Origin of the sequence: Gilliamella sp. Gris1-4 (assembly GCF_001690335.1) — a bacterium.
Taxonomy (GTDB): Bacteria; Pseudomonadota; Gammaproteobacteria; order Enterobacterales; family Orbaceae; genus Gilliamella; species Gilliamella apicola_P.
The window spans coordinates 37,074-59,821 of the sequence record NZ_LZHA01000075.1 but is presented as its reverse complement, the minus strand read 5'-3'; the positions used below and the strand labels follow the sequence as shown (position 1 = coordinate 59,821).

The 22,748-nt window shown below is 35.5% G+C and carries 22 protein-coding genes and 1 rRNA gene; 4 read left to right on the top strand and 19 right to left on the bottom strand.

The genetic code is table 11. From position 1 onward, the window contains the following. Both A9G31_RS09245 and murI read right to left on the bottom strand, forming a co-directional pair. Positions 1-286, bottom strand: a 16S ribosomal RNA gene (locus tag A9G31_RS09245); the annotation flags it as partial. Between the two features lie 381 nt (positions 287-667). After that, positions 668-1,492, bottom strand: a complete 825-nt coding sequence (gene murI / locus A9G31_RS09240; RefSeq protein ID WP_065561394.1) for a glutamate racemase — start codon at positions 1,490-1,492, stop codon at positions 668-670. 190 nt (positions 1,493-1,682) lie between these two features. On the opposite strand from murI, the gene metK reads away from it, so the two are divergent. The 4 genes from metK (at position 1,683) to A9G31_RS09220 (ending at position 4,789) form a co-directional block, all read left to right on the top strand. Then, positions 1,683-2,834: a methionine adenosyltransferase gene (gene metK / locus A9G31_RS09235; RefSeq protein WP_065561393.1), complete on the top strand. Its 1,152-nt coding sequence runs from the start codon at positions 1,683-1,685 to the stop codon at positions 2,832-2,834. Next, positions 2,818-3,321, top strand: coding sequence for a SprT family zinc-dependent metalloprotease (locus A9G31_RS09230; protein WP_065561392.1), 504 nt, complete (start codon positions 2,818-2,820; stop codon positions 3,319-3,321). Before metK ends, A9G31_RS09230 begins: the two co-directional genes overlap by 17 nt. 83 nt (positions 3,322-3,404) lie before the next feature. Continuing rightward, the gene (locus A9G31_RS09225; protein ID WP_141671436.1) at positions 3,405-3,953 is read left to right on the top strand and encodes a hypothetical protein; all 549 of its coding nucleotides are present in this window, start codon (positions 3,405-3,407) and stop codon (positions 3,951-3,953) included. After that, positions 3,947-4,789 (top strand): 23S rRNA (adenine(2030)-N(6))-methyltransferase RlmJ, encoded by an 843-nt coding sequence (locus A9G31_RS09220; protein ID WP_065561390.1) that lies wholly within the window; start codon positions 3,947-3,949, stop codon positions 4,787-4,789. Before A9G31_RS09225 ends, A9G31_RS09220 begins: the two co-directional genes overlap by 7 nt. A gap of 59 nt (positions 4,790-4,848) precedes the next feature. Here A9G31_RS09220 and A9G31_RS09215 read toward each other — a convergent pair whose 3' ends face one another. The 17 genes from A9G31_RS09215 to A9G31_RS09140 form a co-directional block, all read right to left on the bottom strand. Further along, complete coding sequence (locus A9G31_RS09215) at positions 4,849-5,217, bottom strand: diacylglycerol kinase (RefSeq protein WP_065561389.1); 369 nt, start codon at positions 5,215-5,217, stop codon at positions 4,849-4,851. Positions 5,218-5,231: 14 nt separating this feature from the next. Beyond that, on the bottom strand, positions 5,232-6,191 hold the full coding sequence (gene accA / locus A9G31_RS09210; protein ID WP_065561388.1) for an acetyl-CoA carboxylase carboxyl transferase subunit alpha: 960 nt from the start codon (positions 6,189-6,191) through the stop codon (positions 5,232-5,234). A gap of 248 nt (positions 6,192-6,439) precedes the next feature. Then, positions 6,440-9,919: a DNA polymerase III subunit alpha gene (dnaE, locus tag A9G31_RS09205; RefSeq protein WP_065561387.1), complete on the bottom strand. Its 3,480-nt coding sequence runs from the start codon at positions 9,917-9,919 to the stop codon at positions 6,440-6,442. Between the two features lie 180 nt (positions 9,920-10,099). Further along, positions 10,100-10,273 (bottom strand): glycerol dehydrogenase, encoded by a 174-nt coding sequence (locus tag A9G31_RS11650; RefSeq protein WP_141671435.1) that lies wholly within the window; start codon positions 10,271-10,273, stop codon positions 10,100-10,102. Positions 10,274-10,619: 346 nt separating this feature from the next. Further along, entirely contained in the window at positions 10,620-11,864 is a 1,245-nt protein-coding gene (gene fabF, locus A9G31_RS09200) for a beta-ketoacyl-ACP synthase II (RefSeq protein ID WP_065561386.1), read from the bottom strand. A 161-nt stretch (positions 11,865-12,025) separates the two neighbouring features. Then, on the bottom strand, positions 12,026-12,259 hold the full coding sequence (gene acpP / locus A9G31_RS09195; protein ID WP_034910452.1) for an acyl carrier protein: 234 nt from the start codon (positions 12,257-12,259) through the stop codon (positions 12,026-12,028). Positions 12,260-12,409: 150 nt separating this feature from the next. Continuing rightward, positions 12,410-13,144: a 3-oxoacyl-ACP reductase FabG gene (gene fabG / locus A9G31_RS09190; RefSeq protein WP_065561385.1), complete on the bottom strand. Its 735-nt coding sequence runs from the start codon at positions 13,142-13,144 to the stop codon at positions 12,410-12,412. 19 nt (positions 13,145-13,163) lie between these two features. Continuing rightward, the gene (gene fabD, locus A9G31_RS09185; protein WP_065561384.1) at positions 13,164-14,099 is read right to left on the bottom strand and encodes an ACP S-malonyltransferase; all 936 of its coding nucleotides are present in this window, start codon (positions 14,097-14,099) and stop codon (positions 13,164-13,166) included. Between the two features lie 35 nt (positions 14,100-14,134). Continuing rightward, positions 14,135-15,088 (bottom strand): beta-ketoacyl-ACP synthase III, encoded by a 954-nt coding sequence (locus A9G31_RS09180; protein ID WP_065561383.1) that lies wholly within the window; start codon positions 15,086-15,088, stop codon positions 14,135-14,137. 4 nt (positions 15,089-15,092) lie between these two features. Continuing rightward, positions 15,093-16,139 (bottom strand): phosphate acyltransferase PlsX, encoded by a 1,047-nt coding sequence (gene plsX, locus A9G31_RS09175; protein WP_081298000.1) that lies wholly within the window; start codon positions 16,137-16,139, stop codon positions 15,093-15,095. 33 nt (positions 16,140-16,172) lie between these two features. Then, positions 16,173-16,340 carry a 50S ribosomal protein L32 gene (gene rpmF / locus A9G31_RS09170; RefSeq protein WP_025316508.1) on the bottom strand — a complete coding sequence of 56 codons (168 nt, stop codon included), beginning with the start codon at positions 16,338-16,340 and terminating at the stop codon, positions 16,173-16,175. Between the two features lie 4 nt (positions 16,341-16,344). Further along, positions 16,345-16,854: a 23S rRNA accumulation protein YceD gene (gene yceD / locus A9G31_RS09165; protein ID WP_065561382.1), complete on the bottom strand. Its 510-nt coding sequence runs from the start codon at positions 16,852-16,854 to the stop codon at positions 16,345-16,347. A gap of 241 nt (positions 16,855-17,095) precedes the next feature. Beyond that, on the bottom strand, positions 17,096-19,018 hold the full coding sequence (locus A9G31_RS09160) for a BglG family transcription antiterminator (RefSeq protein ID WP_141671434.1): 1,923 nt from the start codon (positions 19,016-19,018) through the stop codon (positions 17,096-17,098). Then, on the bottom strand, positions 19,019-19,759 hold the full coding sequence (dagF, locus tag A9G31_RS09155; RefSeq protein ID WP_065561380.1) for a 2-dehydro-3-deoxy-phosphogluconate aldolase: 741 nt from the start codon (positions 19,757-19,759) through the stop codon (positions 19,019-19,021). Further along, the gene (locus A9G31_RS09150; RefSeq protein WP_065561379.1) at positions 19,759-20,898 is read right to left on the bottom strand and encodes a DgaE family pyridoxal phosphate-dependent ammonia lyase; all 1,140 of its coding nucleotides are present in this window, start codon (positions 20,896-20,898) and stop codon (positions 19,759-19,761) included. The genes dagF and A9G31_RS09150 overlap by 1 nt, the downstream gene beginning before the upstream one ends. Beyond that, on the bottom strand, positions 20,876-22,030 hold the full coding sequence (locus A9G31_RS09145) for an amidohydrolase/deacetylase family metallohydrolase (protein WP_065561378.1): 1,155 nt from the start codon (positions 22,028-22,030) through the stop codon (positions 20,876-20,878). Before A9G31_RS09145 ends, A9G31_RS09150 begins: the two co-directional genes overlap by 23 nt. 58 nt (positions 22,031-22,088) lie before the next feature. Continuing rightward, on the bottom strand, positions 22,089-22,727 hold the full coding sequence (locus tag A9G31_RS09140) for a DUF4310 family protein (protein ID WP_065561395.1): 639 nt from the start codon (positions 22,725-22,727) through the stop codon (positions 22,089-22,091). Positions 22,728-22,748 lie beyond the last annotated feature (21 nt).

Genomic DNA, 22,748 nt, shown 5'->3' with positions numbered 1-22,748 from the left:
GCTAGAGATCGTCGCCTTGGTGAGCCATTACCCCACCAACTAGCTAATCCCATATGGGTTCATCAAATGGCGCATGGCCCGTAGGTCCCATGCTTTGGTCTCTCAACTTTATGCGGTATTAGCAGTCGTTTCCAACTGTTGTCCCCCTCCATTCGGCAGATCCCCATACCTTACTCACCCGTCCGCCACTCGTCATCAAGTGCAAGCACTCATGTTACCGTTCGACTTGCATGTGTTAAGCCTGCCGCCAGCGTTCAATCTGAGCCATGATCAAACTCTTCAATTTAAAGTTTGATGCTCAATAACTGTCTCTGACATATTCAAATGAATCTTCAGTGTCACTTATCAAGACTTAATTTTTTAGTCCGTAGACTTTAATCTTTCGTCTCGCAAGTGCCCACACAGATTGTCTGTTTCTTCTTTTTAAAGAGCTAACAGCTTACATCCCTCATCAACCTTCGTTGATTTAGTTCGCTGTCCCAAGCGGTTGCGTATACTACGCTACACCTTTTTATTCGTCAAGATCTTTTTTTAAATTTTTGATCTTATTCACTGACCAATTTACCGTCTGCTTGTCGCTGACTCCGTGTCAGTGGATGCGCATTATAGGGGCTTAAAATTTTTGTGCAAGCAAAAAAGATAAAATAGTTACCCGGTCGCGCAAGTTTTAACCTTTATAAACTTTAATGGCATGATATTTATTAAGATTATAATCCGATAGTTTTTCAATCAACTTTTCTACAGACTTAGTATAAACTGTACTTAATACAATATTTTCGGACGCAGAAGGAATTATTTGGTCCAGATTATATTTATCATTTAGTAAATTACAGGCCCTTGTTGCAATCGCATAACCTGAATCTATTAGACTCGCCTGAGGAAAAAGCGTCTGTAATTCTGTTTTAATAAAAGGATAATGCGTACAACCTAAAACTATTGTATCGGGGATTATTTGTAGTCCAAGCCAAGGTTGCATTAGTTCTTTTAACTGTTTCATATCTACATTAATGCCTTGTAATTTATTTTCGGCTATAATTGCTAATTCCGATAAACCTAACATTTTAACAGTACAATGCGAGGCAAATTGCTTTATTAAATCGGCTATATAAGTTCTTTCAACTGTTGCTTTTGTAGCTAATAACCCTATACATTTATTTTTAGTAAGTAAGCTAGCTGGTTTAATCGCTGGTACAACACCAATAATAGGAAAAGAAAATTTAGCACGCAAACTAGGCAAACAAATAGTACTAGCTGTATTGCAAGCAATAACTGCTAAATCAATTGGATAAAATTTATTAACAGCCTCAATGACAGAGTTCACTCTATTAATTAAAAACTCTGATGATTTATCTCCATAAGGGAACATCTCATTATCGAATACATAGATATAGTGTGCATTAGGTATTTTATTGTAAATTTCATTATAAACAGATAGACCACCAATACCTGAATCAAATACTAACACTGAAGGCGATTGTTTTACGATATTCATTTTAGCTATAAGACATTAAGTAATAAATTAGAAACGCGTCATATCGTAAATCGATTAAAAATTAATGCAAGTATTTTACCTAAGCTAATGTTGCATTTAGTTCCATAAATTATGGACTAGACGTCTAGACGGTAAAACTGCTAAAATAACTAGATATACTTATGCAAAAATTAAGTTAAGAAGGTATTCTATGTCAGAATTTCTATTTACTTCCGAATCTGTTTCAGAAGGTCATCCAGATAAAATTGCCGATCAGATATCTGATGCTGTACTTGATGCAATTTTAAAACAAGATCCAAAAGCGCGTGTTGCTTGCGAAACATATGTAAAAACAGGTATGGCTTTAGTGGGTGGTGAAATCACTACTTCAGCTTGGGTAGACATTGAAGAATTAACTCGAAAAACAATTAATGATATTGGATATACCAGTTCAGAAATGGGATTTGACGCAAATTCATGTGCTGTACTTAATGCTATTGGTAAACAATCTCCGGATATCAATCAAGGAGTTGATCGAAACGATCCTTTAGAGCAAGGTGCTGGTGACCAAGGTATTATGTTTGGTTATGCTACAAATGAAATGCCAAATCTAATGCCTGCTGCTATAAGCTATGCTCATGACTTAATGCGCCGCCAAGCAGAAGTTAGAAAAAATGGTACACTTCCTTGGTTAAGACCTGATGCAAAAAGCCAAGTAACATTAATTTACCAAGACGGTCAGATAAAAGGTGTTGATACAATCGTTCTATCAACTCAGCATTCAGAAGATATTGAGCAAAAAGCATTACATGAAGCCGTCATGGAAGAAATCATTAAACCAACATTACCAGCCGAATGGTTAACATCTAGAACAAAATACTTTATTAATCCTACTGGGCGTTTTGTTATTGGTGGCCCTATGGGAGACTGTGGACTAACTGGACGAAAAATCATTGTCGATACGTACGGTGGAGCAGCTCATCATGGTGGTGGGGCCTTTTCTGGAAAAGATCCTTCAAAAGTTGACCGCTCAGCAGCTTATGCCGCACGCTATGTTGCAAAGAATATTGTTGCTGCAGGACTTGCTGACAGATGTGAATTACAAATATCTTATGCAATTGGTATTGCCAATCCTACATCAATCTATGTCAATACTTTCGGCACAGAAAAAATCCATCACAATAAAATTGTATCGCTTATTAAAGAATTCTTTGATTTAAGACCTTATGGATTGATCCAAATGCTTGATCTAATTCAACCGATCTATCAACAAACTGCAAGTTACGGTCATTTTGGTCGAGATATATTCCCTTGGGAAAAAACTGATAAAGCGGCACTACTACGTGATGCAGCAGGATTATAAACGCATACCAATTTATTTACATAATCAAACTATGGCTTGTCTAAGAACTCACTTAATGCAAGCCAATCAACGTCTACATTCCCAATATAAAGAACCTAAGATCATTTATAAACCCAAAGGCAGTATTGCTGGTAGTGCCTTTTTAACACGTTGGGAAATTCAACTTAATTCGATTATGTTGCTAGATAATGGTACTCAATTTATTGAGGAAGTTGTGCCTCACGAATTAGCTCATCTCATTGTGTTTAAAAAGTTTGGCAAAGTAAAACCACATGGCAAAGAATGGCAATATATTATGTCAGAAATATTAGAAAAAAGCCCTGTGACAACTCACCGTTTTTCCATTCAACGCAATACTTATTTATACTACTGCAATTGTCAACAACATCACTTAACTTCGATAAGACACAACAAAATTCAAAAGAATAAAACTAGTTATTTGTGTCGTAAATGCGGTACTATACTCAAACTTAAAAGCGCTTTTTAATAATAAGATATTGTATGTGTAAGTTAGATTTTCATTTTTACAAAAGTTCGTTATTAATTATCACTCTTGGCATTATCCTTTATATGACGGGAAATTGCTTTATACCTTTATACAATGGAATGACGGTTGTAGTGATTGAACATATTCAATCTCTCTTCTTATTATTTATGTGCTGTTATACCTATTATTATGCAAAACGAGTATCTGAACATTCTGAGCTTTATAGATTTTGGGTTTGGACAATTTTCTGGTGGTTTATGCTTTTTGGTCGAGGAATTAGTTGGGGACGAGACTTTTTTCCTGAGGTACCTCGTTTCTATTATAAAATCATTGCTAGTATATTAATAGCGATCCCAATCCTAAGTATATTTTCACCCACGATTCGCCGAGAAATTGCTCGTCGCTACAAATACGAAAAAATACCATTTTGGCATATATTCTTTGCTTTTTTATTCTTAGGTATAGCTGATATTGCAGAACATCACCGTATTGGACATGAATTTCTAGTTATAACAAAAGAGCGAAAAGATCTCATTGAAGAATTAATGGAAATTCCTTGTCTTCTTTGCTTATCCTTAATAACCTTTTATATGCAAAAAAATGAACAAAAGGGAGTAGATTCCCTATGCTAAGCTACCGCCACAGTTACCATGCTGGAAATCATGCAGATATATTAAAACATATTGTTTTAACGTTATGTATTGAATCATTAAAAGAAAAAGAAAAGCCTTTTTTATATTTAGATACACACTCGGGGGCTGGACGATATCTGTTAAGAAGTGAGCATGCAGAAAAAACGGGTGAATATTTATCAGGAATTAATTTACTATGGCAACAATCTAATATTCCTGAATTGCTTAATACATATATATCGGTACTAAGACGCTATAATCCTTTTGAGGAAATAAAATATTATCCAGGTTCACCATTAATTGCCAAGCAATTATTACGTGAACAAGACAAGCTCAACCTTACAGAGTTACACCCAACTGATTACCCTTTATTAAAACAAGAATTTAGTAAAGATAAACGAACAAAAGTTTTACGTGAAGATGGATTTTCCCAATTAAAATCAAAGTTACCTCCACTATCTCGTCGTGGAATAATATTGATTGATCCTTCTTATGAAATTAAAGACGATTATCAAAAAATCCCTGCAGCATTATTTGAAGCATATAAACGTTTTGCAACAGGTGTTTACTTAATTTGGTATCCTGTGGTATCTCGTACACAAACTCAAAAAATGATTGATAATATTATTAATTTAGGCATAAAACGAATTTCACAATTTGAGCTAGCAATAAAGCCTGATAATAACCAAAAAGGCATGACAGCATCAGGAATGATAGTAATTAATCCTCCATGGAAATTACACGAACAAATGCGTACAATTTTACCATGGCTAAAAACAACTTTAGACGTTGAACAAACAGGAAATTTCATCATTAGAGAACTAGTTACCGAATAGATTTTGGGTAATTAAACTATTGTCAAAACTTTCCGGAAAACCTACGTTTAAATAAAAAATTATGATGAAAAGTGACAAGAAAATAGATAAATCCACAAGATAATAGTCAATAATAACGACAAAAATACAGCAGCCGAGCCATAATCCTTTGCTCGGCCAGATAAATCATGCCTTTCAGAACCAATCCGATCAACTACACACTCTATTGCACTATTTATTAACTCAGTAATCATCACAACTCCAATTGAACCAAGTAATAAAATACGTTCATAAATAGAAAAATCGACTAGCATTACAATAATATAAGCCACAATTAATAGAATTAACTCTTGGCGAAATGCGGCTTCATGTTTGATAGCTGATTTCAAACCTTTTAAAGAATATTTTGCTGCCTTAAGGATACGTAGTAAACCTGTCGATTTTTTCATTACAATATTCCAAATTACCTTACGTAGCCATAGTTCATCAAGCGTTGATATCTTCTTTCTAGTAATACAGATAAATTTATACTTTCAAGTTCATCAAGATCACTAAGTAACTGTGTTTTGAGTGAATTAGATACAACAGCATAATCACGGTGGGCACCGCCCAGTGGCTCAGGTATAATCGAATCAATAAGATTCAATTTTAGTAATTTATCTGCAGTCATATTCATAGCTTCAGCTGCAACTGGTGCTTTATCAGCACTTTTCCATAAAATCGAAGCACAACCTTCTGGCGATATAACAGAGTAAGTACTATATTGAAGCATATTAACTTTATCGGCAACCCCAATAGCAAGAGCGCCCCCAGAGCCTCCCTCTCCAATTACTGTACAAATAGTAGGTACTTTAAGACGTGACATTTCTCTTAAATTACGAGCAATAGCTTCTGCTTGCCCCCTTTCTTCAGCACCAATACCAGGATAAGCGCCTGGAGTGTCAATAAAAGTAATAATTGGTAATTTAAAACGCTCCGCTAATTGCATTAATCGTAAAGCTTTTCGATACCCTTCTGGAGCAGGCATACCAAAATTTCGGTAAATTTTCTGTTTTGTTTCTCGACCTTTTTGATGCCCAATAACCACCACAGATCTTCCATCAATACGAGCTATTCCACCAACAATTGCTTTGTCGTCAGCATAAGCCCTATCACCAGCTAATTCATCAAAATCAGTAAAAATTTCTTTCAGATAATCCAATGTATAAGGACGATTTGGATGTCTTGCTAGTTGCGCAATTTCCCAAGGAGTTAAATTAGCAAATATTTTTTTTGTTAATTCACGGCTTTTTTTATGTAATTGCTTAATCTCTTTATCTAAATTAATATCTAATTCAACTTGTTGCGAATCAATATTCTTTAAGGAATTAATTTTTGCTTCTAATTCCGCTATCGGCTTTTCAAATTCCAAAAAATTGTTCATAACGCTTGTAATTGCCTCTTAATTTATTTGGTATTTTAATAAAATACACATCTAATACAGTATACTGGCTAATTCTTAAAATAAAATTAAGCCAATTCTACTATGTAATACTCATTAAAGTCACTTAAATTTATATTATTAGACTTCAACTATTCCAAATGTTATACCACTTACATATAATTAAAGTAACATCATTTATTTAATAAATTCAATTAATCAATCAGAATACTATTAATAAGTTTATTTTCTTATTCAAACTCAAATTCAATACGATCAATGCCAATAAGTGTCTTTAATTCAACAATCAGAGAGTCCTCTGGAATAACTCTCCATGTCGTGCCGAATTGAATTTTAACAACCGAATCATCTCGGTGATAATATAAGTTGACAGGCACACTACCATGACGATAAGGTTCTAAAAGTTGTTGTAAACGCTGCAATATCGCTTGATTTGCTTCGCTTTCAGTTAATGTAATGGACAGTCCTTTTACATATTTAGCACGGGCATCTTTTAGATCAACAATATCCCGCACTGACATTTTAAAACCACCATTAAAATCATCATTACTAACTTGGCCTGTAACAATTAAGATCTTATCTTTTACGAGTAAATGTCCAAAATTTTCCAAAGATTCTGCAAAAAGCATACCATCAATACGGCCTGAACGATCATCCAAAGTAAACAAGCCAATTTTTTTACCTTTTTTAGTAATTCTGGTCCTAGCATCAGTAACAATACCAGCAAAAGTGACCGTTTTTCCCCAGCCTGTCGGAGATGCTTCACTAATTCGCAATCCACCAGTATAACGATTTAATTCTTTTAAATATTGCGTTACAGGATGCCCTGTTAAATAAAGCCCTAAAGCTTCACGCTCGCCATCAAGCAAAACTTGATCGGGTAATTCAGGTACCGCAGCATAAGCATGCTCAACTTGTTCAGGTTCTTCCGCTAAGACTCCAAACATATCTTCTTGACCAATATCTTGAGCTTTTGCATATTGATCCGCTGCCTGCATTGCATCATTAATACTATGCAAAATAGCTGCTCTGTGAGGGCCTAATTTATCAAATGCCCCTGCCATAGTAAGTTTTTCAAGTACACGGCGGTTGATCTTTTTCATATCTGTTCGAGCACAAAGTTCGAATATATTTTTAAAATATCCACCACTATTACGTGCTTCAACAATTGCCTCAATAGGCCCTTCACCGACACCCTTTATAGCTCCAATCCCGTAAACAATCTCACCTTTATCATTCACATGAAAGTGATAAAGGCCACTATTAATATCTGGAGGGTTAACCTTTAATCCCATCCGTAAGCATTCATCAACTAAACCGACAATTTTATCAGTATTATCCATATCTGCAGTCATAACTGCAGCCATAAATTCTGCTGGATAGTGAGTTTTTAACCATAATGTTTGATAAGAAACAAGCGCATAAGCTGCTGAATGGGATTTATTAAAACCATAACCGGCAAATTTTTCCACTAAATCAAAAATGCGCATGGAAAGCTCACCATCGATACCTTGCTTTTCGGCACCTTCTTTAAAGACAGAGCGTTGCTTTGCCATTTCCTCAGGTTTTTTCTTCCCCATAGCTCGACGTAATAAATCCGCACCACCTAAGGTATAACCGGACAAAGTCTGAGCAATTTGCATAACTTGTTCTTGGTACAAAATAATACCGTATGTTGGTTCTAAGATAGATTTTAATGATTCATGTTGATATTTTATATCAGGATAGGATACTTCTTCTCTGCCATGTTTACGGTCAATAAAGTTGTCTACCATGCCTGATTGTAACGGACCTGGTCTAAATAAAGCAACTAAAGCGATCATATCCTCAAAACAGTCAGGTTTTAATCGCCTTATTAAGTCTTTCATACCTCGAGATTCAAGCTGGAACACAGCTGTTGTTTCAGCTTTCAATAACAAATCAAATGACGGCTGATCATCAAGAGGAATTCGAGTAATATCGACTGGTTTATTACCATCTCTTAACTGACGTTCATTAATCATTTTGATTGCCCAATCAATAATGGTTAATGTTCTTAGTCCTAAAAAGTCAAATTTAACAAGACCTGCATATTCAACATCATTTTTATCAAACTGGGTTACTGGGTGATTTCCTTCTGGATCGCAATAAATTGGCGAAAAATCTGTAATCTTAGTTGGGGAAATGACAACCCCCCCAGCATGCTTACCTGCATTTCTAGTTACGCCTTCTAATTGACGTGCTATATCAATTAATGATTTAATTTCTTCATTATTATCGTATAACTCCTGAAGTTGAGGCTCAACTTCAAAAGCTTTAGCCAATGTCATTCCTGGATCTAAGGGAATTAATTTGGAAATTCTATCAACAAAACCATAAGGATGTCCAAGTACTCGGCCAACATCTCTGATTACCGCTTTAGCCGCCATAGTCCCAAAAGTAATAATTTGAGAGACCGCATCACGACCATACATATCAGCAACGTGATCAATTACTAGATCTCGCTTTTCCATACAAAAGTCGACATCAAAATCAGGCATTGAAACACGTTCTGGATTCAAAAATCGTTCAAAAAGTAAGTCAAACGCCAGTGGGTCTAAATCGGTAATTTTTAAAGCATACGCAACTAGTGAACCCGCACCTGAACCACGCCCAGGTCCCACGGGAATATCATTATCTTTCGACCATTGAATAAATTCCATAACGATTAGAAAGTATCCAGGAAAACCCATCTGATTAATAACCGTTAATTCTGTTTCTAAACGCTCATCATATTCAGGTCTTCTTTGTTTTCTAACTTTTGGATCGGGAAATAAAAACTCAAGTCTTTCTTCTAAACCTTCACGCGATTTATGCACTAAGAAATCTTCGGTCGACATATCACCAGTAGGAAATTTAGGTAAAAAATATTCACCTAACCGGATGGTTACATTACAGCGCTTTGCTATTTCAACACTATTTTCAAGCGCTTCTGGTATATCAGAGAATAGTTCACACATTTCCTGTTCAGATCGTAAATATTGCTCTGCTGAGTAATTTTTAGGTCGGGAAGGATCTTCAAGTGTATTTCCATCATGAATAGCAACACGAATTTCGTGAGCCTCAAAATCTGAAGCTTTTAAAAAACGAACATCATTAGAAGCAACCACGGGTAATTGATACTGTTCAGCCAATCTTACTGCACTATGAATAAATAGCTCTTCATTGATTCGTTTAGTCCGTACTAGCTCAAAATAAAAATGCTCATTAAAATTTTCAAGGTAAAAATTAATAGCATGCTCAATAATAGTTTGATTATTGCGAACGATACCGATACCAATATCACTTTCTCGTCCAGCTAATACAATTAACCCTTCTCGATGCTCAATTAACCACTCATTATCAACAACAGGCAAATCTCCAATGTATCCTCGCTGATAAGCTTTAGAAATCAATAAAGTAAGATTTTGATATCCCTGATTATTAGCTGCTAACAGAGTTAGATGATAAATATCATCAGGCAATTGAGAACTTCTAATAGCGAGATCTGCACCAATGATAGGTTTAATACCTTTTGACATTGCTGAGCCGTAAAACTTAACCAGTCCACAAATATTAGTAAAATCAGTGATTGCAAATGCAGGCATCTGCAACTTGCTCATTTCATTTACTAATGCACCTACCTTAGCAATTCCATCAATCATAGAGAAATCACTATGCAAATGAAGATGAATAAATTTTGGTTCTGCCATAATTACCAGAAATGAAGCGATAAAATTAGCTTTGAATTATAACACAAGCAAGAAGAATTTTCTTATTCTCTTTACCTACATGAACTTACAACAAAATGTAAAAGAAATAAAAACTCTTGATGTAAAAAACCAACCAGAGTACATTTAAAGTTAGCACAATTAATCTAAAAAAGTGCAAAGCTATTTACGACGTAATCCCTCTGTATTTGCTACTTTTGTAGCGATTTTCATCAAGTTTTCATCACTGGCATTAGTTAAGTCAATTTCAGCCAGAGCAATTGGTAAACCGACAGATTCACAGAAATTATATACAGTTTCAATCATATCTGGATCACTATCGATTAACATTACCAAAGTACCTATCGCTACTGTTTCTCCAACCAATAATCTTGTGTTGCTTCTGATACAGTAAAGCCATTATGAATAGCATGAGCAACAGCCATCTGCCACATTTAAAGCTCCTAAAATATTAGAATAAAATTTGAACACACACTAAACATATCGTCTTCAATCAAGGAGAAAGTATATTTGTTGGTATAAATATAAAATAAGCTTTAACATTCAATTTACCAAATAGAATGTTGGAAAAATGAGGAATACGCTACATTTTTACTTAATAAAAATGGACTATTATTGACAACACTTTAACAAGAGATGAATAAATCCCCACCACTTTTAGTGATGGGAGAATAACTAAAAATTATATTTTTTTAAATAGCACCGAACCATTGGTTCCACCAAAACCAAAAGAGTTACAAAGTGCATATTCTAAATTTTTAACCTGACGCGCTGTATGGGGGACATAATCAAGATCACACCCTTCATCAGGGTTATTAAGATTAATTGTCGGCGGAACAGCTTGATCACGCAATGCTAGGACAGTAAAAATTGATTCAACCGCACCAGCAGCACCTAATAAATGCCCTATCATAGATTTGGTTGAACTTACCATCACTTTACTAGCATTTTCTTTAAAAATACTTTTTACCGCTTGAGTTTCAGCTTTATCACCAGCAGGGGTCGATGTACCATGAGCATTAATATAACCAACTTGTTCTGGAGTAATACCTGCATCGCGCAGCGCACATTTCATTGCTAAGGCAGCACCACTACCATCGGCTGGAGGCGAAGTCATATGATAAGCATCACCACTCATACCAAACCCAACTAGTTCAGCGTAAATCTTAGCTCCACGTTTTTTGGCGTGTTCATATTCTTCTAAGAACATGATTCCTGCACCATCACCCAACACAAAACCATCACGATCTTTATCCCAAGGTCGGCTTGCTGCTTTAGGATTGTCGTTGTTAGTTGATAAAGCACGAGCTGCACCAAAACCACCGATACCCAATGGAGTACTCGCTTTCTCGCCGCCACCAGCTAACATCGCATCAGCATCACCATAAGCAATCATGCGTGCAGCGTGCCCAATATTATGAACACCTGAAGAACAAGCTGTTGCAATAGTAATGCTCGGTCCTTTTAATCCATAAATAATAGATAAGTGACCTGCAATCATATTAACAATTGTTGATGGTACAAAAAACGGGCTAATTTTGCGTGGACCACCATTTACTAATGCACTGTGGTTTTCTTCAATCAACCCAAGCCCACCAATACCAGAACCTATAGCACAACCGATTCGTTCTGCGTTTTCATTCGTGATTTCAATGCCTGCATCTCGCATTGCCTGCATACCTGCAGCAATGCCATATTGGATAAAATAATCCATTTTACGTGCATCTTTGCGTGAAATATTATAATCTTCGCCATTAAAGTTTTTTACCATCGCTGCGAAGCGCGTTGCGAAAGGGGCTGTATCAAAGTGCTCTATGAGTTCAACACCACTTTGCCCAGCTAACAAAGCTTGCCAAGTGGATTCAACTGTATTACCTACAGGAGATATCATGCCCATTCCAGTAACAACAACTCTGCGTCTAGACACATTGCCCTCCAGGAAAGGATTGAAATGAAATTTGAATCATTGAAAAATTTTATTTGGAGTTTTCTATAAATTTATATCAAGTTGTCTATAAATTAATAATTAAAGATATAAATACAAACTAGGCGATCATTTGACCGCCTATCATGAAAACTCTACTAACCTTATTGATTTGCAGTGATATAATCAATTGCAGATTGAACAGTTGTAATTTTTTCAGCTTCTTCATCAGGAATTTCTGTATCAAATTCTTCTTCTAAAGCCATAACTAATTCAACTGTGTCAAGAGAGTCAGCGCCAAGATCTTCAATGAAAGAAGATTCGTTTTTAACTTCTTCTTCTTTTACACCAAGTTGCTCAACAATAATTTTCTTAACTCGCTCTTCAATAGTGCTCATACTCTTTTTTTTCCTATAAAAATCGCCAAAAGTGGCGGTGAATGTAAGTTTATAAAATGTTGAAAAAGATGCCAATCATTTTTCAACCCAATTGCTTAATTTTTGTTCAAAACGTTAAAATAATGGCTTATTTTACACTATTCTAACCAATTACACCATATACATGCCACCATTGACATGTAAAGTTTCACCAGTAATATAAGATGCTTCATCTGATACTAAAAATGCTACTGCATTAGCTATTTCTACTGGTTCACCTAATCGTCCAGCAGGAACTTGTGCTAATGTTAAAGATTTTTGTTCATCAGTTAATGCATCAGTCATATCAGTTGCAATAAAACCAGGTGCAACCACGTTAACAGTAATACCTCGTGATGCAACTTCACGTGCTAATGATTTACTAAAACCAATTAATCCAGCTTTAGCTGCCGCATAGTTAGCTTGGCCGGCATTTCCCATTGTGCCTACTACTGAGCCAATGGTTACAATTCTTCCATAGCGTTTTTTCATCATTGTGCGCAATAATGCTTTAGATAAGCGAAAAACAGATGTTAAATTTGTATCCAAAATATCTTGCCATTCATCTTCTTTCATCCGCATTAATAAATTGTCACGAGTAATACCTGCGTTATTAACCAAAATATCAATATCACCAAATTGAGCCTTAATTGCACCAATAACCGACTCAATTGATGTTTCATCAGTCACATTTAACGCAAGACCTTTACCATTTGCTCCTAAGTAATGGCTAATAGCTTCAGCACCTTTTTCTGTTGTTGCCGTACCAATAACAGTTGCGCCACAAGCAACTAATTTTTCTGCAATTGCTTTACCAATTCCACGACTTGCGCCCGTAACTAAAGCAATTTTTCCTGATAGGTTCATAACTACCCCTTTTACCATTTTACTTTGTGTTTTCTAATGCCGTTTCTAATGATACTTTATCATTAACCACAAGACCAGAAAGTGTATCAACAATACGTTTAGTTAATCCAGTTAATACTTTCCCTGGCCCCATTTCAACTAAAAGTTTTACATCTTGTTTTGCCATATACTCAACAGTTTCAGTCCAACGTACAGGGCTGTAAAGCTGAGCAATTAATGCAGTTTTAATTTTTTCTGCAGATGTTTCAACTTTAACATCGACATTATTGATAACAGCAAACTTTGGTGTGTTAAATTCAATATTATTTAATGTAGTCGCTAATTTGTCAGCTGCTGGCTTCATTAACGCACAATGTGATGGCACGCTAACAGCAAGCGGTAATGCACGCTTAGCACCCGCATCTTTACATAGTGAACCTGCACGTTCAACAGCTTCCTTATTACCAGCAATAACTACTTGGCCAGGTGAATTAAAATTCACTGGCGCAACAATCTGCCCTTGAGCCGCTTGTTCACATGCTTTGCTAATTGATTCGTTATCTAATCCAATAATAGCATACATTGCACCTGTGCCGCTTGGCACGGCTTCTTGCATTAATTTTCCGCGTAATTCGACTAATTTAATCGCATCTTTAAAATCAATCACGCCTGCACAAACTAAAGCAGAATATTCGCCTAAACTATGACCTGCCATAAAATCGGGTTGAGTACCATTAACACTTTGCCAGACTCTAAATATTGCAACAGATGAAGCAAGTAGTGCTGGTTGTGTTTGCCATGTTTTATTTAGTTCTTCAACTGGGCCTTTTTGTACTAAATCCCACAAATCATAACCTAACACATCAGAAGCTTCATCAAATGTTGATTTGACAATCGGAAAATTATCAGCAAGATCTTTTAACATACCGACAGCTTGAGAGCCTTGTCCTGGAAATACCATTGCAAATTTGGTCATTCTTAAATCCTTGATCATTAAAAATACTTCATAAACTAAAATCTAACTAGTGCAGATCCCCAAACAAATCCGCCACCAAAGGCTTCCAATAAAATTAGGTGGCCTCGTTGAATTCGTCCATCTCTTACACCTGCATCTAAAGCACAAGGCACAGAAGCAGCAGAAGTATTACCCTGCTTATCTAATGTGACAATAACTTTATTCATATCCATATCTAGGCGTTTTGCGGTTGCAGAAATAATTCTTAAATTAGCTTGATGGGGGACTAACCAATCTAAATCTGCTTTGTTGAGCGTGTTCTCAGTTAAAAGCTCGTCAACCAAATTTGACAGCTCTTTAACTGCCACTTTAAACACTTCATTGCCATGCATTGCCATATAAACAGGATCATTCATATTACGGCGATCAACATATGGATATTTTAATAGATCACCATAACGACCATCAGCATGAAGATGCGAAGCAATAATACCTGGTTCTTCTGATGCGCCGACAACAACCGCTCCTGCACCATCCCCAAAAATGATAATGGTGCCTCGATCATTTGGATCAACACCACGGGTTAACATGTCAGAACCAACAACTAAAGCATTTTTAATTGCACCACTTTTAACATATTTGTCAGCAATATCAAGCGCATAAATAAACCCAGAACAAGCAGCTGACACGTCAAAAGCAACGACATCACCAATACCTAATTTAGCTTGTAATTCTGTTGCTGAACTTGGAAATGCATTGACCGAAGTTGCTGTTGCAACAATAATCATACCGATTTCTTCTTTATCGATATTGGCCATTTCAATTGCATTTATAGCAGCTTCATAAGCCATACTTGTTACAGTTTCATCTGGCGCTGCGATACGTCTTTCTTTAATACCAGTACGCGTTGTGATCCATTCATCACTGGTATCAACCATTTTTTCAAGATCTGCATTAGTTCTTATCTGTTTTGGAAGATAACTCCCAGTTCCTAATATCTTTGTATACATCTAATTATTCGCTCTTGGGTAGTGCGGAAGAAAGGCTCGTTGCAATCTTCTCAGGTATATTTGTTTGTATAGCCAAAATAGCTTGTTCTATTGCTGCATAAAATGATTTTTGATTGGCACTACCGTGACTTTTAATCACAATACTTCGAAGTCCAAGCAAGCAAGCACCATTATATCGTCCGGGATCTAAATAACCAAAATTTTTTGCAATTTTCCTTTGTAGCCATTTACTCAATAATTTCAATAATAGTGAATGATGACCTAACGATAATTTAAAAGAAGACATAAAAATTTTTATTAAACCTTCTACTGTTTTTAACGTTACATTACCCACAAAACCATCACAAACAAGTACATCGGTTTTACCCGTTAAAAGTTCGTTACCTTCTAAATAACCGATATAATTAATTTTGTTATTTGATTTCAAAATAGCAGAAGCCGCACGAATTTTATCCAAACCTTTAATGTCTTCTTCACCAATATTAAGTAATGCAACACGAGGATATTCAATATTAAGCACTGTTTTAGCTAAAATTTCACCCATTATCGCAAACTGAACTAACATATCACTATCACACTCAGCATTAGCTCCTAAATCCAATACTACTGTATTTTGATTGTTTAATGCTGGAACTATAGCAACGAGTGCAGGACGATCTATACCCGTCAATGAATGCAAAAGTAGTTTTGACAGCCCCATTAACGCACCAGTATTACCAGCACTTACACATGCTTGAGCTTTATTATCTTTAACTAGTTCAAGCGCAATTCTCATAGAAGATCCTTGACTATGACGAATTGCATAAGAAGGTTTCATATCATTAGCTATTACTGATGTCGATTCTATCAACATTAATCGACCTTCTTGTTGGTATTGAGTAATTAACTTTGCTTTTTCTTTAGGCAAAAAAAGATTGATTTCTGTTAGACACCCTACCAGAAAAATTGAAAGAGTTGGATAATTATTTAGTGCTTGTATTGCAGCAGGAACAACAATACGAGGACCGAAGTCCCCGCTCATAGCATCTAACGCAATGGTTAGATTATCCAAAATGTCACCTGAGGATTTCTAATTACTAAATAATTATTTAGAAATCACTTTACGACCACGATAATAACCATCAGCGGTTACGTGATGACGCAAATGTGTTTTACCTGATTCATCAACTGAGATATTAGCAACAGTTAATGCATCATGAGAACGACGCATACCACGTTTTGCACGAGTTTTACGATTCTGTTGAACAGCCATGGATTTACCCCTTATTCTTTAAACTAACTAAAATTGCAAATGGATTTGTTTTTTCATTCTCAGTAGGAATTTCACCAAATACCATATCTGCCTCTGACACTTCGCAGTGTTTACTATCATGTACCGGCGCAATTGGTAACGAGAGAATAATTTCGTCCTCAAGTAACGCTAATATATCTACTTCACCAAACTCGTTCATCAAAACGGGTTCATAATGTTCCGGTAGCGTCTCTGCTTGAGCATCGCTCTTAACAGGACTAAATTTATTCGTCACATGAACTTCAGTGACAAAAGGTTTAAAACAACGTTGACAAGTTTGTTCTAACGTTAATTTTGCATCAATATTGATAATGCAGAGTTTTTGTTCATCATAATAAAAAGACAAACTACATTCAATATCACTTTTTGGGCTATCAACCCTATTTACCGCTTGAAGTGGATAATATCCAATATAATCAAGTCGTTTTTGTGCCGATTTAATCGGGTCAATAGTAAATGGTAATTTATTTTGCATAAGATATGCATACTACCTTAAAAAAATTTTTTGGTGTAGTTAAAAACTACACAATGCCATAAGGCGCGCATATTACCTTTAAATCAAGGTTTCGTCAATGGGATCACACAATATAATTTGTTTTAGTTGTTGATTATTACTTTAATATTCATTTTGTTAATGATAATTTTTTTCTTGTAAAGTCCTTTCAGGAAACACCCATATTTCAGTATAAAAGTAGTTATTTTGGTCTTTTCATTTATTATGATAATCGGCACAAACTATCTTTCATAATCGCTCGAAAATCATCAAAAGTTCTGCTATCTAATAAACGTTTGGTAGACTTTTCTTTGACAAAGTTTACAAACAAATTATATATTCGCATAGCATCTTCATATTCATCTTTGCTAATTGCTAATAAAAAAATAACATGTGCAACTTCATTTTTATCCCAAACAATACCTTGTGGTGCTAAAATAGTCGTAACTACAGTTTTTCTTGCCAACAATCCAACTGAATGAGGAATAGCAATATTTTCACCTAATAATGTAGAGACTATTTTTTCACGCTCAACAACTGATGGATAAAAATCACTACCAACATATCCTGATTGTTCAAGCCTTACACAAATACTTTTAAAAATCTCTTTTTGTGTCACTGGTTTATCAATAATAATAAAAAACTTTTCATCAAAAAAACGTTCAATAATATAAGGCATTTTTCGATCAACCATTGCCAATCGCCCTAATTGTTCAAGCTGATAAGCTGTCGGAAATGGTGCTATTTTGACAATTTGTTTGTCTTTTTCAGTTAAACGAACAGTTGATACAACAAAATCCTCTTCTATCTGTGTTAATTGCTCATACTCTCGATAGGAAAGTGTACGATTAATTTGGATATGCGGAAAATCTCTTTTAATTTTTGATTCAACCATACGCAAAGTTGAGTTACTGAGCTCACTAACTAATAGAATTTGTGCAAATCTTTCATGCCCTGCACTATAATTTCGCTCCAATGCTACACCAATATGTATGGCTAAATAACTGATTTCATCCTCTGTCATTTTAAATTCTGTATACTTTTCTGTATTAGTTAATGCAGAAAGCGTAATATCATAAGCAAATGGGTAATATTGTTTAATTTCATGCAATAGAGGATTGGTTGTTCTAATTTGATATTTTATCCTAGATAACATTGATGACGTATGAATCAGCATATCTTGGCGTAATTTAGTATCATCCCATAAATTATAGTGATATGTATCATTAATATAAGATAATATATGCTCAACTAACGCCAAACTTTTTGCTTGATTTGGGGATTCTGTTATTGTCCGAGAAATAATTTGTACACACAGGTAATTAAATTCCGCATCACAAAGTACACTGCCTAAAAAATATGAAAACTCTTCTGAAATTTCACGTGCAGCACTAATAACTGTTGTATTAATTTGATCAACTTGATATTCAAGCAACTCATAACCTTGAGTAATACGAGTGATAGATACTGCGCAACTGTAAAGCAAATATCCCAGTCCTTCAGCATTTAACTTTAGTTCAAAACTTTCAAGTTGGTTTTGTAAAATCTTTTCAAGATAATCTAAATCAATATCATTTAATATTGTCTGACGAAGTCTGTTTACGTTTATAGTATCTTCTGCCATATGACGTTGCCACAATATATCAGTTAAACACGCTCGAATTGATGACTCCTCGCCAACTAAGTACATCCCATAATAAGGGCGATTTTCAAGAGATAAATTGTACTTATCTAAATATTGTTTAACCTCGATAACATCATTTTGTAAAGTACTGCGACTTAAAAACCACTCATCAGCGATATCATCCAATTTCACAGAATTAGACTGTGTTAAAAAAGCAATCAATAAAGCCGAAATCCTTTCTTTACTAGTTCTTGGAACTTGCTCAATTGCTTGAGTGATAGGCAATTGAGCATAACTGACAGGATCGGTTACTACAAGTTGATATCCTACATTTTTAGTATAATCAACCTGAGCACCATAACTACGTAGAACATCGTTAAGTGCTGAAATATCAGTACGAATTGTGCGAGTAGATACTGAAAAGCGATTAGCTAACTCTTGCTGAGGTAGTGTCTCCTTTTTTATAGTATCAAATAAATACGCTAATCGCTGATAAGAGAAAAGCACTTTAGATGACATCATTTATCCTACTAGTTTTTGTGTGATAGCTAAAAGTTGTTTGACATCATTGGTTCGCGTTGCTCCTGTCGCTTTATCAATAATAGAACTATAGATGTGTGGAATAATTTTTTTTACACCTGCATCTAAGGCAATTTTTAAAATTGCTTCATAATTATCTAGATCAATTCCACCTGTCGGTTCAAGATAGAAATCGTACTCAGCGCAACACTTAGCCACATACTCAAATTCATCTTTATGTTTTAGTCCACCCATGGGAAAATATTTTATTGAACTGCCGCCCATATCTTTCAATAAAGCGATAGCCGTTTCCACTGGAATAATTCCTGCTGGGGAATTTGAGCTTAAAGGTCCAGTTGCAATATTAACTAAACCAACTTTACCTGTCGGCGAAACTAAACCATTAATAACAGTTTGTTTTTGCCCTAATAATGCTCTGCTAGTTGCAACACCAGTGAAAACTTGGTTAATATGCTGTGGTTGAAGTACCGCTGAAATTTCAGACACCATAATTGACTGATTTGGATCACCTGCACCAAGCCCCACAGAAATGGCATTATCGATAGCTGCTGCGTATTTTTGCATATCCGCAATCGCCGAATCATTATCTGAATAGTTTTTAGATAAGATACCAACAACTACATGATTTTGTGCCGCTTCATAAATCTCTTTTGCATTATCGATTGAATTTGCTAAAACATTTAAACAAACACGATCGTTATAATAATTTGGAGTCAGTTGCATTATTTTGCTCCTTGAATAATATTTTTGATTTTGTTGTAAATAATATCGAGTTGGGCTGATGTTACACTACGCACATCGGCATCAACTTTACCTTCATTGGCTTTATATTCTCTGAAATACACTGCAATTTCGCCTTTTTTCATCAGGTCAACTATCTCAATTGCAGATTTACCTATTACACTTGCATCAAACGTTATTTCTGCACGCGCAATATCACGTCCTGCCCCATCCCAAACGACTCTGGCAGATACTCCATCAAGTGTATTTAGGCTTTCAATAAATGGTGTCATTTTAGTCACCATTTGCTGTCCTGTTTCCGTCTTTTTATCAGTAATATAAAGTTCAATAGCTTTTGTTAATCCTAAAATACCTTCTTTTCCTACTTTCATTGGTCGGCCAATACCTTGTGATTGTAGTTTTAACCATTCCACCGCCTGATGACGACCAATAACCAAACCACTAGTTGGCCCTTCAATTGCTTTAGCACCACTATAAACGACCAAATCTGCGCCTTGCTGATAATAAGTTTGTAAATCTTCTTCCGCCGCTGCATCAACAATCAATGGGATATTATGTTTTTTTGCAATTGCTACAGTTTGTGCAACCGACAACATGCTTTTTTGGACACAATGATGTGACTTAATATATAAAATTGCGACAGTATCTGGATTAATTAGTGATTCAATATGTTCAGGCTTACACTCGTTGGCATAACCAGCTTCAACAATAACCCCACCACCTAAAGAAACCATTGTGCCAATTGGTGCACCAAAATTAACATTATGACCTTTAGGAACAATGATTTCACGGGGGACATATTTGTCAGATGAATGCAAATTAAATAATAAATCGCGATCATCTTTGATAATTAATCCAGCAACAGCTTGGGCAATACCAGCAGAAGCACATGATACTACCACCGCATTTTCAACATTAAGCAATTTAGCAATATATTGACCGGTTTTATCAACCAAATCTTTAATTTCGAAATATTCATTTAGCCCATGAGATACAGTATCGACCACTTCAGGCCTTGGCGTTGAAACACCTAAAATTGTCATTCGTCCTGATGCATTAATTACCTTTTTTAGGTTATATTTACTGTAAACATCTTTTTCAGTTTGAGATTCTGAGCTCATTTTTACTACCTTCTTCTGTTATTTCAATTCGTATCAAATGGTTTTTCTCATCAGCAACAATAGAGGCTAGAGGAACAAATTGCTCATCACTTTGTCTAACTTCACCTTCTGAATCTAATAATGAAACTGTTTGCTGTCTAATATCAAAAATAGTCAAATCTGCATCATAACCAACCGATAAAACACCTTTATTTTTAAGCTGCAAAACTTGTGCCACATTTTTCGTCACACTATCAATGATTCTTTTTCGACTATAACCAAGACAGATAAACTTTGTCATCACATTAGCCAAGCTAAAAACTGGTCCCTGTAAACGATTTTTAGAATAAATATCAGAGCTAATAGTATTAGGATAAATATCTAAGCATTTAGCACGTTCTGCTACTGAAAAACTAAAACTTTCACCACCATGACCGACATCCAATATCACACCACGTTCAATTGCTCGTTTAATTGAACCACGCAGTTTATTTTGTTTATCAAAGATTTGATTTGGTTTACCATTAAAACAATGTGTAATAATGTCACCTTTTGTTAACAAATCAGCAATTTCATCAAGTTCTGGAGGATTATTACCAACATGGATCATTAAAGGTAAACCACTTTTTTTTTGCATTTCTTTAGCTTTAACTAAGGGGAAAATGCCATTTTTACCTACTACACTACGGCTCATTCGCACTTTGATCCCAATAATAAAATCGGGATACTTAGCTAATGCCTCATCAAATAAGGGCACATCAATATCTTGTATATCGGCGAGTTCACTTTGCCTTAATAACCCAATTTTAGAAATATTTAAAAAAGAGTAAACATGTGTACTTGCTTGCTGAGCTAATTGATAAAACTCATCTGCATCGATAGCTCCAATGCTACCAGCATCAACAACAGCGGTGATACCAGCTTTAACGCCTATCAAATCAGGATCATCATGATAAATAGGTGAACGAGCAAAACAATGGGTGTGTGAATCAATCCATCCAGCACTGACATAGTGCTTATTTTGTAGATCTAAGACACGCTCAGATTGGTCTATAATAGAACTAGCAATCGCAACGATCTTTCCATGATGAATAGCAATATCTGTTACTGATTCATCAATTTGTTTGGCATTTTTTATAATTAAATCATACATATTCTATTCCGAATCCCCTCTTTGCAATTTAATAAATTACAGAGGGGAATAACTAATATTATAAAATTGGGAATATACCACCAAAAATCATAGCACCTAAAATAGCTCCACCTGTGATTGGTTTTTTCCATACATAAAAAAGTAGCGCCCCCAACAATGAACCGGTACCAATAGGAATTGAAGCAACCATCGCAGATAAAATAATCATAGGACCAAGAAATCGTCCTGATGCATTACCTGCCCCCATCATGACATCAGCACCAAAAGTTGAACCACCACTACTATTGACGGTGAATTTACGGATAAGAATAATAATTAAGCCTATAAGCGCACCTAATATCAATCCGGTTGCTAACGCTACAAAAAAATTTTCAACAGGTAAAGTATAGCCGCCAGCTAGCAGTAACGCAGGTACACCAAGCCCAATACCTGTTTGCAATGCACCTCCGATATCTAAAATGCCGACCAATGAACCTTCAATAACACGAGCAAATAAAAAACTAGCACCAAAAGCCGCGACAGCGCCATAATCGCCAGTGGTCATTCCTGATTTAAGCATAGCAACAAATGCAATTTCATTAAATGCACCAATACCGTACACATAGAATGTATGCGTTCCAGCAAAAATACCGGCAGATAATAGCCCACAAATGATAGGGAAAGACCAATCGGCATACCAAAAACTTTTATTGATCATTGTTTGTGTATTCATAATGTA